General features: G+C 71.8%; 10 protein-coding genes. 5 read left to right on the top strand and 5 right to left on the bottom strand.

From position 1 onward, the window contains the following. Positions 1-5: 5 nt before the first annotated feature. Entirely contained in the window at positions 6-1,364 is a 1,359-nt protein-coding gene (locus ACIRR8_RS14285; protein WP_404063528.1) for a GH1 family beta-glucosidase, read from the top strand. 62 nt (positions 1,365-1,426) lie between these two features. Here ACIRR8_RS14285 and ACIRR8_RS14290 read toward each other — a convergent pair whose 3' ends face one another. The 4 genes from ACIRR8_RS14290 to ACIRR8_RS14305 form a co-directional block, all read right to left on the bottom strand. Beyond that, positions 1,427-1,828, bottom strand: coding sequence for a hypothetical protein (locus ACIRR8_RS14290; protein ID WP_404063530.1), 402 nt, complete (start codon positions 1,826-1,828; stop codon positions 1,427-1,429). 173 nt (positions 1,829-2,001) lie between these two features. After that, positions 2,002-3,768, bottom strand: a complete 1,767-nt coding sequence (locus tag ACIRR8_RS14295; RefSeq protein WP_404063533.1) for a discoidin domain-containing protein — start codon at positions 3,766-3,768, stop codon at positions 2,002-2,004. A 130-nt stretch (positions 3,769-3,898) separates the two neighbouring features. Next, positions 3,899-5,014, bottom strand: a complete 1,116-nt coding sequence (locus tag ACIRR8_RS14300) for a DUF1996 domain-containing protein (RefSeq protein WP_404063536.1) — start codon at positions 5,012-5,014, stop codon at positions 3,899-3,901. Between the two features lie 414 nt (positions 5,015-5,428). Next, positions 5,429-6,586, bottom strand: a complete 1,158-nt coding sequence (locus tag ACIRR8_RS14305) for a S1 family peptidase (RefSeq protein WP_404063539.1) — start codon at positions 6,584-6,586, stop codon at positions 5,429-5,431. 251 nt (positions 6,587-6,837) lie between these two features. Between ACIRR8_RS14305 and ACIRR8_RS14310 the strand changes: the two genes are divergently transcribed. Next, positions 6,838-7,869: an SCO7460 family lipoprotein gene (locus ACIRR8_RS14310; RefSeq protein WP_404063542.1), complete on the top strand. Its 1,032-nt coding sequence runs from the start codon at positions 6,838-6,840 to the stop codon at positions 7,867-7,869. 250 nt (positions 7,870-8,119) lie between these two features. After that, positions 8,120-8,560 (top strand): DUF6083 domain-containing protein, encoded by a 441-nt coding sequence (locus tag ACIRR8_RS14315; protein WP_404063545.1) that lies wholly within the window; start codon positions 8,120-8,122, stop codon positions 8,558-8,560. A gap of 29 nt (positions 8,561-8,589) precedes the next feature. Here the strand turns inward: ACIRR8_RS14315 and ACIRR8_RS14320 are convergent, their stop codons facing one another. Further along, a complete protein-coding gene (locus ACIRR8_RS14320) occupies positions 8,590-10,122 on the bottom strand; it encodes a carboxylesterase/lipase family protein (protein WP_404063548.1) in 1,533 nt (510 codons plus the stop codon). A gap of 653 nt (positions 10,123-10,775) precedes the next feature. Between ACIRR8_RS14320 and ACIRR8_RS14325 the strand changes: the two genes are divergently transcribed. Both ACIRR8_RS14325 and gndA read left to right on the top strand, forming a co-directional pair. Further along, positions 10,776-11,348 carry a DUF5709 domain-containing protein gene (locus ACIRR8_RS14325; protein ID WP_404063551.1) on the top strand — a complete coding sequence of 191 codons (573 nt, stop codon included), beginning with the start codon at positions 10,776-10,778 and terminating at the stop codon, positions 11,346-11,348. A 65-nt stretch (positions 11,349-11,413) separates the two neighbouring features. Continuing rightward, on the top strand, positions 11,414-12,856 hold the full coding sequence (gndA, locus tag ACIRR8_RS14330) for an NADP-dependent phosphogluconate dehydrogenase (protein WP_404063554.1): 1,443 nt from the start codon (positions 11,414-11,416) through the stop codon (positions 12,854-12,856). Positions 12,857-12,977 lie beyond the last annotated feature (121 nt).

Consider the following 12,977-nt stretch of genomic DNA (forward strand, 5'->3'; position numbering starts at 1 on the left):
AGCACGTGAGAGACCTCAACTCCTTCCCGGCCGACTTCACCTGGGGCGTCGCCACCGCCGCGTACCAGATCGAGGGAGCGGTCACCGAGGACGGCCGCTCGCCGTCCATCTGGGACACGTTCTCGCACACGCCCGGCAAGGTCGACGGCGGTGACACGGGCGACATCGCCTGCGACCACTACCACCGGACCGGCGAGGACATCGGCCTGATCAAGCAGGTAGGCGCGGACGCCTACCGGTTCTCCATCGCCTGGCCGCGCGTCGTGCCGGGTGGTGACGGCCCCGTCAACAAGGCGGGCCTGGACTTCTACGACCGGCTGGTGGACGGGCTCCTGGAGGCCGGGGTCACACCGTTCGCCACGCTCTACCACTGGGACCTGCCGCAGGTGCTCCAGGACCGGGGCGGCTGGACGGTACGGGAGACCTCGGAGCACTTCGCCGCGTACGCCTCGCGGGTCGTCGAGCGGATCGGCGACCGGGTCAAGGACTGGGCGACGCTGAACGAGCCGCTCTGCTCGGCGTGGATCGGGCACCTGGAGGGCCGGATGGCCCCGGGCCTCACCGACCTCACCGCCGCCGTCCGCGCCTCGTACCACCTGCACCTGGGCCACGGCCTGGCCGTGCAGGCGATCCGCGCCGCCTCCTCGGACGCCCGGGTCGGCATCGTGAACAACCTCAGCCCGATCGAACCGGCGAGCGCGAGCGAGGCCGACCTCGCCGCCGCACGCCGGGCCGACGGACACATCAACCGCTGGTGGCTGGACCCGATCCTGGGCCGCGGCTACCCGCAGGACATGGTCGAGACGTACGGAGTCGAGCTGCCGGTGCGGCCGGGCGACCTGGAGACCATCGCCGCGCCCCTGGACTGGCTGGGCTTGAACTACTACTTCCGCCAGATCGTCACGGCCGACCCGTCCGGCCCGGCGCCGGGGTTCACGCAGGTTCCGGTGGCCGGCGCGCGCCACACGTACATGGACTGGGAGGTGTACGCGGACGGGCTGGAGCAGTTGCTGCTGCGGCTGACCGAGGAGTACGGCGTCGAGCGCATCTACGTCACCGAGAACGGCTCGGCCTACCAGGACACCGTCGCGGCGGACGGCTCGGTCCACGACCCGGAGCGCGTCCGCTACCTGGAGGAGCACCTCGCGGCCTGTGCCCGCGCGGTCGCCAAGGGCGCGCCGCTGGCCGGGTACTTCGCCTGGTCGCTGCTGGACAACTTCGAGTGGGCGTACGGCTACGACAAGCGGTTCGGCCTGGTCCACGTCGACTACGCGACCCAGCGCCGTACGGTGAAGAGCAGCGGCCGCCGGTACGCGGAGCTGATCCGCGAGCACGCGGGGCGCCACGCGGGACTGGTCGCCTGAGTCCCCCTCCTTGCCTACGGGCTCCCGGCCGTGGTGGTACGCCGCCACGGCCGGGAGCCTTTTCACGGGGCGGCGAGCACGTCCCGCAGGCGGGCGGCGAAGGCCCTGGGGTCCTCGGTGAGGCCGATGTGCCCGCCGGGGAACTCTGTCACCCCGGCGGGCACGCGCCGGGCCGGCCCTTCGGCCGCGACGGCGGGCAGGAGGGCGCGGGAGTCCCGGCCGACGCCCACGACCAGGTGCGCCGCGGAGGCCTTGAGGGACACGAGGTCGGGGGCGTAGCCGCTGAAGGGGCAGAGCACGTGCTCCAGGAAGACGGGCAGGCTGGCGTGCATCCGGCCGAAGGTGGCGGCCTGTTCCGGGACGGGGGCCCGTTGCGGGGCGGGGGCCTCCTCCGTGGCCTCCCGCTCCGGCCCCGGTGTGGCCTCGCCCGCCTCCGGCGCGAGCCCCGCCGCGATCGTCGTCATCGCCGCCGCCACCCCGTCCGGCGGAAGGCAGTGATCCTGCCGGTGCCGGAAGGGGTCACCGTAGACAGGGGAAGGCCGTGGCGGCCACGGATTTCCGTGGTCGCCACGGCCTGTCCCACCGCACCGGCAGCGGGGAGAAACGGTGCGGCAGGTCGTCGTGGAGTCCGGCGGGATCAACCGCGGTAGACACCGAACTCGTAGAGCGAGTTGCCCCACGGCGTGCCGCGCTCGGAGATGTTCACCCGGACGTAGCGGCCGCTCCCGGCGGCGTCGATGTCGTCGATACCGCCGTTCCCGGCCGTCTCGGTGTGGACGGTGGTCCAGTCCTGGCCGTTCTCGGAGCTCTGAACCGTGTAGCTCTTGGCGTAGGCCGCCTCCCAAGCCAGCTGTACGTGGTCGAAGGAGGTGGTGGAGCCCAGGTCTACCTGGATCCACTCCTGGTCGGACCAGTCACTGGCCCAACGGGTGTCGAATGAGCCGTCGACGGCATTGGCCGCCGGGCAGGGGCAGCCGACGCTGTCCGGCTGGAAGGACGAGGCCGTGGCGGTCTTCCCGAGCGCCAGGTTCGTCCCGTCGACGGGCGGCGGCACCACCTTGAAGGACGCGGTCTCGATGCCGACGTTGCCCTGGCCGTCGGTCGACTTGAGGTAGACCTTCCAGACGCCGAGCCGGTCCGGCGCGGTCACGTCGAAGGTGCCGTCCCCGCGGTCGGTGAACTCCGCCTCCGTCAGGCTGCCGTTGTCATCGACGTACTTGGAGCTGAACAGCACCTGGTGGCCGAGCGCGTCGCCGTCCGGGTCCGTGACGGATGCGCTCACCCGGAAGGTCCGCCCGGCCGGCACGGCGGAAGCGTTGTCGACGGTGAACCCGCTGATGACGGGCGGGGTGTTGTCACCGGAGGTGGAGGCGCCGAACGCCTCCTTCACCGCGTAGTACGAGAGCCTCTTCTGACCCGCCGGAAGCAGGTTGAACCACACGCCGCCGAAGTCGTACTCGGTGCCGTAGTGGAAGAGCGTCGCCCCGAGCGAGACTCCCGGGTGGCCCTGGACACAGTCCCAGGCACTCTTGTATCCCGCCGCCTTCTCGACGTCCGTGGGCTCCTGTGGTGCGCCGTTGACGTCGTCCGGCACCTCCCACTCACCGGCCGGCCCGCCCTCGGTGACGATGTAGGGCTTGTCGTACCCGCCCTGCTCCCACGTGGAGCGGATGTCGCAGACGGCGTCGTAGGAGTTGACTGCGTACAGGTCGAGGTCGGGCGCGTTCTTCTTGTAGTACGGCCAGGCGCCGGTCCAGGCGTCGGTGGAGGTGACCGGGTGGTCCGGGTCGACCTCGTGGATCTTCCGGGCGATCTCGTTGACGAACGAGGTGTACGCGTCGCGCTGCTGCTCCAGGGCCTCGCCGCTGTAGCAGTTCTGCAGGCCGAGCACGGACTCGTTGCCGACGTTCCACATGAGGACGCCCTCATGGTCCTTGTAGGTCTCCACCCACTTCGGGAACTCGGCGAGCATGTCGTTCTTGTACGCGGTGTCCGTCAGGTAGTTCACACAGCCGCCGCTGCCGGGGCCGCCGCCGGGCTGGAGCCAGAATCCGGCGATCACCTTGATGCCGTTGGCCGCCGCGGTGTCCAGGAGAGGCTTCGTGGTGGCGTCGGTGCCCCACGTACGGATCGTGTTGACGCCCATCGACTTCACGTCGGGCATGTACCGCTCGGCGTCCGCGACGGACGGGCCCCAGGTCAGGCCCTTGACGGTGTACGGCGAGCCGTCCACGGTCAACTGCCAGTCGCCCTGGGATCCGGTCACCTTGACGACGCTGCCCGCGGCGTGGGCGGCGGGCACGGGCAGCGCGGCCACGGCCCCGGCCAGCAGCGCGGCGGCGGCGAGGCGTGCGGTGGCTCGGCGCCGCGTGCGGGGTGAGCGTCGGAGAGGGGGGAGGTTCATGGGGGGAGAACTCCTCGGAGGGTGGGGGGAGGAAGAGGATCAGGGAGAGCGCTCTCCCTCTTGGGCGGAGTGCACCCAGGAGGGAGAGCGCTCCAGATGGGTCAGGTCACGCGGTCACGCGGTCACGCGGTCAGCGTCGCAGCCTGTAGTTCTCGTCCAGGACGGAGCCCCGGCCGGGATTGTTCTGGTCGTAGCCACGCGGGTCGCACTGGAGACCGCCGACGACACAGTGGTCGACCATGGCCTTCAGCGTGGCGTCGTCCCAGGCGTTGAAGAAGTCGTAGTGGAAGGAGTAGCCCCTCCCACTGGCGAGTCTCACCTGCGACATGTCTCCGTTGACCGGCCACGCCATCTTGAACTCGATCATCGGCAGGGCGACCGGGTGGCTCGCCGGGCAGACGTCCTGGTTGGCGCCCATCACGATCGGATAGGCCATGTGGGCCTTGTGGTCCGGGGTGTCCAGGTACTTCCCGTCCCAGCAACTGGGCGCCTGCATACGCAGGTTGAGCTGAGTGTCCCGGCTGGTGGGGCAGGTCGCCGGGATGTCGTAGTTGTGGAAGCTCTCACCGCACTCGTACCCCTCGACCGTGCCGGGGTGATCGCGGAACTGCTCCTTGGTCTGGGTCGGGCTGCCGACGACGAAGCGCAGCCCCTTCGGGAAGGGCCGGACCGTGCGGTAGTCGGTGACTCCGGCCTTGTAGTAGATGACCTGCGGTCCGGTCGGGCGGATCTCCTGGTTGCCCTTGTAGAGGGTCGGCATCCAGTACGCGGAGAGGTCACCCGGCGCCAGGCAGGCCGTGCCGCCCGCACTCAGCGAGGCGGTGGTGCTGCTCGCGTTCGTGGTGTCGTTCCCCATGAACGTGTGGTCGTGCGACGCGCCGGCCCGGCCGGGGTAGACGATCGGGTCGTCCGGAGCGGTGTGGGTGACCGAACAGTTCGCCTGGAACTCGTGGAAGTAGCGGTGCGGGGGTATCTCCTGGGACGGTTGCACGCCGGTGACCGGCGGGTTCGCGGGGATGTAGCCGTCGCCGTCGGGGTCGTCCCCGAAGGCCACTGGCTTGGCGGGCGCCATCTTGTGCCCCTGCATCACATGCGCCGCGGCGGGCGGGTCGGCCGCGGACCATGAGGCGGCGGCCGTGGTGGCCCCGGCGTTCGTGATCGCGGTGAGTCCCAGGGCCACCAGGGCCAGGGCGGTCGTCACGACCAGCGCGGACACCAGGGTCGTTCTGCTGAGTCTTGTCGCCATGCGGACCTCCATGCCGCTCTGCATCCGTGCACATCGGGTGCACGGTGGGGGGAGAGTTGAGCTGGTGGTGCAGCCGGAAAAGCCACCGCCCCAGGGCTTCCACGAGGCCGGTGAGCGGCCGGAAACCATCTGGGAGAGCGCTCTCCAAGGCGGTGCCAGTGTTGCGTCGAGGCTGAGAGGGTGTCAATAGCTTGTGAACGATGGGCCGCACAAAGGGCGTTGAGGTAGCCGGCGGATGCCACGATGGGTACCGGATTGCCCGGGAAGGGAGACCGTGACGCGCAGGGGTGACCGGCAGACAGCCCGGCCGGCACACGGAAGCGGCCCCACCCGTAGGCGGAGCCGCTGACGTGCCTGCCGTACGTGATCACCGTCGGGAGCCGGCCGCCCCGCCGGACGGCCGGCTCCCCCGGATCACGCGGTGTGCAGCCTCAGCCCGTACCGGTTGAGGATCTCGTTGATCGGCTGGTACCAGGTCTCACCGCCGCTGGAGCAGTTGCCCCAGCCGCCCGAGGTGACGCCCTGGGCCTGGTCGCCGCTGATGAACGAGCCGCCGGAGTCGCCGCCCTGGGCGCAGACGCTGGTCTTGGTCATCTGGTGGACGGCGCCCTGGCTGTAGTTGACCGTCTCGTTCTTCGCGAGGACACGGCCGCAGTGCCAGCGGGTGGTGGAGCCGGAGCGGCAGATGGAAGCGCCGATCGGGGCCTCGTTCGAGCCTCGGACCAGCTGGTCCGGGACGGTGCCCCAGCCGAGGACGACGGGGACGGTCCACCAGCCGCTGCCGACGTTCACCCAGGCGTAGTCGTCACCGGGGAAGGACGAGCCCTGGAAGTTGCCGATGTAGGAGTTGTCCCAGCCGCGGACCTGCTGGCCGGTCCTGCCGCAGTGCCCGGCGGTGACGAAGCCGCCGTGGACGGAGAAGCCGATCGAGCAGCGGACGTTGCCGGTGTAGTACGGGTCGCCGCCGACGGTTCCGGCGGCGAAGGTCTGCGGGGCCTCGGCCGTACGCTCCACCGTGACGGGCCCGGCCTTGCGGGCCTTGGCCACGAAGGCGCGGACATCGTTGTCACCTTGTGCGGACCCGACGACGTTCACGACGACCCGGCTGGTGGCGGGGTCGACGCGCCAACTGGCCACACCGTCCGGGGCGGCGAGGGCGTCGATCCGCTTCATGGTGGCGTCGAGCTGTGCGGCCGAGTGCTCGACGATCCGGGTCTGCGCGCCGGCGGCACGTACGGCACCGGCCTTGCCCGCGTCGGTGACCGCCACGGTCAGCTTGCCGGTCGCGGAGTCGAACCACGACCCGCCGTAGGCCGAGCCCGCGGCGCGCTGCGCCTTCGGCTCCAGGGCCGTCGCCGCCTTCTCCTCTGCCAGCCGCGTACGGGCCTGGGCCTCGGTGAGGCCGAGGTCGCGCTGCATGGCGGAGAGCAGGGCCGCCGAGGCGGGGAGTTCCGCGGCGGAGGTGGCGGAGTCGGCGGGGGCGGCGGAGGCGGTCGCCGGGCCGACGGCGGTCCAGGCGCCGACGACCAGGATCGCGGACAGGGCGGTACGCAGGGCGGTTGCGTGTCTCAAGGGAGTGACCCTTCCTGTTGTTCCAACGACGTGGGGGTGGAACGGGAGGCATCCGGGAGCACATCAGGATCGAGTTTTGAGAGCGCTCTCAGATGCGTCGTCCCGGACTGTAGCGGAGTTACACAGTCAGGTCCATGCCAATGACGGGAGGTGGTGCGGAGGGGGTTTGAGTAGGCGTACTCATCCGGCCTCACGGCTTCCGGTCCTACTGTCACAGGAACACAGGGCAGCACCACCCGGAGGAGCGGACCATGGCTGGATCACGCCGCAGGCGGTGGAGAGCCGCCGTCACCTGCCTCTTGGCAGGTTCGCTGGTGGCCTTGGCCGGAGCCTGCGGGGTGGTCACCACCAAGGAGGACCGCCGGGCGGCGGAGGAGCTGGCCGACAAGCACTTCCCCGGGCAGATCAAGGCGATCGGGGCACGCACGCTCTTCCCGGGCACCGGAGGCTCGGAGGTCACCTTCGCGGTGGCCGACGACCGGGACGCCGTGGTCCGGCTGCGCATCAGCGCGGACAAGGGCACCTGCGACAGCAGGGAGTGCGCCGGAGTCCTGACCGAAGCGGTGGCGCGCGGACGGGCGGACGCGGCCGCGTACCGCACCCTGCGGGACGCGTTCGACGCGTGCGGCTACGAGGTCATCGCCCTCGGCCCCACCGGAACGCCACCGTACGTGGTGGCCGAACTGACCAACGCCACGGTGGAGAGGGTCCTCGCCGACATCGGAGGCTGCGTCCAGCGGTGGGTCGCCGCGAGCCCGGCCGACAGCCCGCTCGCGCAGGCGAAGGCCTCGTACGTCAACATCGTCTCCCCCGCCGTCGCCGCCGAGCGCGACCGGGGCAAGGACTCCTGGCCCACCGTGATGCGCCTGACCCGCGGCAACCTGCTCGGCTCGCTCACCAAGCACACCTACCACTCGGCCAGTTACGACATCGCGGCCGGCAGGGTCGACACGGCCGGCCGGGCCCGCGTGGTCCGCCCGTTCAAGCAGAGCCAGGAGTTCGGCAGGACGCTCCAGAAGGCGGTGGCGGACGAACTGCGCGCCACGTACCCGAACGTGGTCGTGAGCACCTACCAGTGGGTGTGGCGGCTGGAGCCGGGCCGGATCGACCGGCAGACCGGCTATCTGCTCTTCTGCCCCGAGCCGGGCCAGCGGGGAGGCTGCGTCAACAGCGACGACGCCGTCCTGGTCACGGCGGACGAGCGCGGGAACCCGGTGGGGAAGATCCGCATCGTGCACGACGTACGCGAGGGTACGGGGGCGCTGCGACTGCCGCCGTACTAGGGCCTGGACCCGGTCACGATCCGCCGGACACGCCCTGCGGCCCGTCGCGCACCGAAGCAGCGGGCAGAAGGTCGCCGGCGGCAAGGCGGCGGCCCGACGGCACGTCACATACCGGCCACCCCTGGTGGGACGTCCAGGAGCGCCGTTCGCCCCGCGTGTCACCCGGCGGCACAGCAGGCACAACTCCCCCGCCCGGAACGGCCGGATCGCCTCCTGTCGCACCCGACACGCATTACGGACCCTTGCACTCATGGGGGACGCAGAGAACACCTCGCCCTGCTCCGACGACGGTTACGACCACCTCGACGACCTCTTCCGCGCCCTTCAGGAGGGCGCCACCGCGCCGCGTCCTCCCGAGCCGCCCGACTGCCCGTACTGCGATCTCCGGCAGGACAGGTACCCGACGGCGTACACCGGACACTTGATCCTCCTCGAACCCCGCATCCGCGTCCCCGCCCACACCGCCCCGCCGCGCCTGCGGTGGATCGTCACTTCCGACGGGACCGCGATGAACCTGTGGGACGCGGAACCGCTCCCCGGCACCCTGTGCCGTATCCCCCACCGCATCGCCTGCCCCAGCCTCCGGCCGGAGGACCACTGGCCCTGGGTGACAGCGCTGCGCCACCACAACGGGCAGCGGGCGCAACGGCTGTTCAACCTGCCGGAGGAGGATCTCCCCAACACCGGATGACGGCCGGGGCCGCGTCCGCCACGGAGGACTCAGGGCGCCGGCAGGGGCAGCCCGGCCGCGCGCCACAGGTCGCGGAACGGTCCGGTCTCGCGAGGTTCCTCCCCGGCCGTACGCCACACCCGTAGCGCCTCTCCGTCCTCCTCCTGGCCGCCGGTCAGCGGCGCCCAGCCCGGGTCACCGTTCGTGGCGAACCCGACCCAGGCGTCGGCCATCCGGTGCGACAGCTCCTGGTCGGCCGGGCCGGGCGGGCCGCCGGTCAGGAAGTGGAGACTCTCCTCGTGGAGGTTGCCGAAGGCGAAGGGGATGTCCGCGCAGTGCCAGGCCCGGACCCGCCCGCCGTTCCCGCCGCGCCGGCGGTCGAAGCGGGAGAGGAAGGTGCGTCCGCCGGCCCGGGCGTGGGCCTCGGCGAGCCTGGTGCTGTATTCGGCGAAGAGGAGGTCTCCGTACAGGGCCAGATGGACGTCGCGCACCCGCGCCTTCGGCATTCGGCTGCGGCAGTCGCGGACGAGCTGCGGTGGCAGCCCGAAGTCAGCTGCGAACGTGGCGAGTTGCTGTTCGGTGGTGACCTTGGCGCTGCTGCCCACGGCGTCCAGGAGCCAGTACTCCTCCGTCGTGTGGCACACCAGCAGCTCCACCTCCGCGCCCTGTGAGACGCCCGCTCCGCCGGCCACCGCCGTCAGCGGATCGGACGGCAGGAGGACGCCGTCGACGACCGGGCCGTAGATCGCCGGATCGTAGTGGCGCTGCCCGGAGCCGGGGTCCTGCCGGTACCGGTCGACGACCTGGTCGGACGCGCTCACCAGCGTCTGCGGTGACGCGGCGAGCAGCCCGGCGCGGGTGGCGGGAACCCCGGCCGCGGCCGCGACCTCGGCGGTGGTGCGGGCGGCTCCGTCGAGCGTGGCGCAGGCGTTGACGGCGCTGTGCACGACGGCGCGGCGCAGCAGCCCCCGCGCCCGGTCGCTCGCCATCAGGCAGGCCACGGAGGTCGCGCCCGAGGACTGTCCGGCCACCGTGACGTGCTCGGGCGCGCCACCGAAGGCGGCGATGTTGTCCCGCACCCACTCCAGAGCGGCGATCTGGTCGAGCAGCCCCCGGTTCTCGGGGCAGGCGGGCCTTCCACCGTCGTCGGGAACGTGGCCGAACCCCTCAAAACCGAGGCGGTAGTTGAGCGTGACGACGACGAGTCCCCGGGCGGCGAGCGCGGTGCCGTCGAAGTCGGGCTGGGCGGAGGAGCCGAAGACGTACGCGCCCCCGTGGATCCAGACGAGCACGGGCAGCTTCCCGGGCCCGTTCGCCGGTGCCCAGATGTTCAGGGTGAGGATGTCCTCGTCCCCGGGCGACCAGGCCGGGGAACCGGGCAGTTCGGCGGACTGCGGCGCCACGGGGCCGAACGCGGTGCACTCCCGTACGCCGCCCCAGGGCTCCGCCGGACGCGGCGCCCGGAACCGGTCGGCGCCGAACGGCGGTGCGGCGTAGGGGAGTCCGCGTACGGTGACGATCCCCGGGTCCCGCTCGGAGCGCCGCCCCCGCACCCGTCCCGCCTCCGTGCTGAACACGTCCACGCTTCCCGCTTCTCCCGCCCTGCTCCGCGCGCCCGGCGTTCGGGGGCACGGCCAGCAGCATGCCAGGGGTCCGGTCTCTCGCACCACCGCGTTTTCGCAGGTGAGCGGTGACGGAGAGGGCGGACGAGCGGGGCTCGTCGGGATCGCTGTCGTCGGCCACGTGACCGACCCAGCCGGTCGACCCGCCCGGCCGGTCCGTCGAAGGCGATGCCGCGCTCGGTCGACCACGGTCCTCCAGCCGGGCACGAGAGGCCCCGGCGCGGCTGCGGGCTCGTCGGACGCGGCGACGGGGTCCGTGGGCCCGGCTCCTTCCCCTCGCCTGCGGTGAGCACCGGATAGCGGGCGGTCGCGGTGTGCGGCGACCACGGTGTCGGCCCTCGGTGGGGGGTGAGGGTACTCGCCGCCGGGCGACCTCAGCCCGTCCGCCCGGCCGTCCGTCATGGGCCGCCATCCTGTGGGCGGGCTCGGTGGCCGGTACGAGCACCCTGTGTTCCGCCCTCCGGCCCCGCACCGCAAGGGCTCCGGCCTCCGTACGAACCCTCCCGGCGCACCACGGCGGAGCGCCGAAATCCGATCTTCCCTTTGCGGCCGGAGCGGGACCGGAGTGGAATTGCGTACAGGGGACAGTGGTTCTCCCGAGGAAAGGATGCGCCATGAGCGACACCGACTGGGGGGACGACGTCTACCAGCCCCAGGAGCCGGAGGCTTCCGACCCCGATGAACAGCTCGGCGCCGAGGACACGCTGCTCGACCCCTCCGGCACCGGCGACCCTCTCGACGAGGGCTACTCGCCACCGGACCGGCCCTGGGTGGTCGAGGGCCTCGGTACGACGGCCGCAGAAGGCCTTACGGGTGAGTCCTTGGAGACCCGGCTGACCAGGGAGGTTCCCGAGACGCCCGGTTTCACCGGCGACGGCGTGGGCGATCTGGCGGGTGGGGACGGCGAGCTGTGGGACGGCAAGGTCGGCGTCGCCCGCGCCGGGCGGCTGACCCAGGAGGCCGACGGCAGTGTCCCCGCCACGCTCACCGCCAGCGATGTGGGGATCGACGGCGCGGCGGCGTCGGCGGAGGAAGCGGCGATGCACGTGATTCCCGAGGCCGGGGACGACGAGACGCTGCTGGACGGTTCGCTGCCCGATGACGCGTTCGTCGACGGGGCCGAGGCCGGTGGATCGCGCTCCGACGGTGTTTCCGGCGACCGTGCGGCCGCCGACGGAGACTCCTGAACGCCTCGGGTCACCACTCCGTACTCCCCTGACCGAACGCCCCCGGAAACCGCAGGAGCACACAGATGAGCGGCACTGCCCAGATCGGCGTCACCGGACTCGCGGTGATGGGCCGCAACCTGGCCCGGAACTTCGCCCGCAACGGCTTCACCGTCGCCGTGCACAACCGCACGGCAGCGCGGACGGACACGCTGGTGAAGGAGTTCGGCGACGAGGGCACGTTCGTCGCCGCGCACACGCCGGAGGAGTTCGTCGCCGCTCTGGAACGGCCCCGGCGTCTGGTGATCATGGTGAAGGCCGGGGACCCCACGGACGCGGTGATCCAGGAGTTCGCGCCGCTCCTGGAGGACGGTGACGTCATCATCGACGGCGGCAACGCGCACTTCGCGGACACCCGCCGCCGGGAGAAGGAGCTGCGGGAACGCGGTATCCACTTCGTCGGCGCGGGCGTCTCCGGCGGCGAGGAGGGCGCGCTCCACGGCCCGAGCATCATGCCGGGCGGGTCGACCGAGTCCTACGAGTCGCTCGGCCCGATGCTGGAGAAGATCGCCGCCAGGGCGAAGGACGGCACTCCGTGCACCGCGCACATCGGGCCCGACGGGGCCGGGCACTTCGTGAAGATGGTGCACAACGGCATCGAGTACGCGGACATGCAGCTGATCGCCGAGGCGTACGACCTGCTGCGCCGGATCGCCGGGTACTCCCCGGCGCGGATCGCGGACACCTTCCGGAGCTGGAACACGGGGCGGCTGGACTCGTACCTCATCGAGATCACCGCCGAGGTGCTCGCCCATACGGACGCGGTCACCGGCCGGCCGTTCGTCGACGTCGTGCAGGACCGCGCGGAGCAGAAGGGCACCGGGCGGTGGACGGTGCAGATCGCGCTCGACCTGGGCGTTCCGGTCTCCGGGATCGCCGAAGCGGTCTTCGCCCGCTCGCTCTCCGGCCACGCGGACCTGCGCGAGGCGTCGAAGGAGCTGCCGGGGCCGGTGGCGGAGCCGCTGGAGGGTGCGGAGGCGGCGGCGTTCGCGGACCGGGTCGAGCAGGCCCTGTACGCCTCGAAGATCGTCTCGTACACGCAGGGGTTCCACCAGATCCGGGCCGGCAGCGAGGCGTACGGCTGGTCCGTCGACCTCGGTTCGGTGGCGGCGATCTGGCGGGCGGGCTGCATCATCCGCGCCGCGTTCCTGGACCGTATCCGGGCCGCCTACGACGCGCGGCCGGAGCTGGTGAGCCTGCTGTCGGACGAGGAGTTCCGGCGGGAGACCGGGGCCGCGCAGGGCGACTGGCGGGCGGTGGTGGCGGAGGCGGCGCGCCAGGGTGTGCCGACGCCCGGTTTCGCGGCCGCGCTGTCGTATTACGACGGGTTGCGCGCGGACCGGTTGCCGGCGGCGCTCACGCAGGGGCAGCGGGACTTCTTCGGGGCACACACCTACCGGCGTACGGACCGGGAGGGCTCGTTCCACACGCTGTGGGGCGGGGACCGGTCGGAGACCGAGGCGGGCTGAACCTCGCGGCGGCGGCCCGGGCGGGGCCTCCCCCGCCCGGGTCACCCCGGGTGCGGCTTCCCGGCGGGCGTGGCTGAGTGGGGTGCGAGCCCTGCTCACGTGGTCCCGGCCATGGCCGGAC

The sequence above is a fragment of the Streptomyces sp. NPDC101178 genome (genome assembly GCF_044767965.1).
GTDB lineage: Bacteria > Actinomycetota > Actinomycetes > Streptomycetales > Streptomycetaceae > Streptomyces.

Bases quoted from the DNA above. Each gene is read 5' to 3' on its own strand.
- ACIRR8_RS14300 (WP_404063536.1), bottom strand. From the start codon at position 5,014: ATGGCGACAAGACTCAGCAGAACGACCCTGGTGTCCGCGCTGGTCGTG.
- ACIRR8_RS14310 (WP_404063542.1), top strand. From the start codon at position 6,838: ATGGCTGGATCACGCCGCAGGCGGTGGAGAGCCGCCGTCACCTGCCTC.
- ACIRR8_RS14290 (WP_404063530.1), bottom strand. From the start codon at position 1,828: ATGACGACGATCGCGGCGGGGCTCGCGCCGGAGGCGGGCGAGGCCACA.
- gndA (WP_404063554.1), top strand. From the start codon at position 11,414: ATGAGCGGCACTGCCCAGATCGGCGTCACCGGACTCGCGGTGATGGGC.
- ACIRR8_RS14315 (WP_404063545.1), top strand. From the start codon at position 8,120: ATGGGGGACGCAGAGAACACCTCGCCCTGCTCCGACGACGGTTACGAC.
- ACIRR8_RS14325 (WP_404063551.1), top strand. From the start codon at position 10,776: ATGAGCGACACCGACTGGGGGGACGACGTCTACCAGCCCCAGGAGCCG.
- ACIRR8_RS14295 (WP_404063533.1), bottom strand. From the start codon at position 3,768: ATGAACCTCCCCCCTCTCCGACGCTCACCCCGCACGCGGCGCCGAGCC.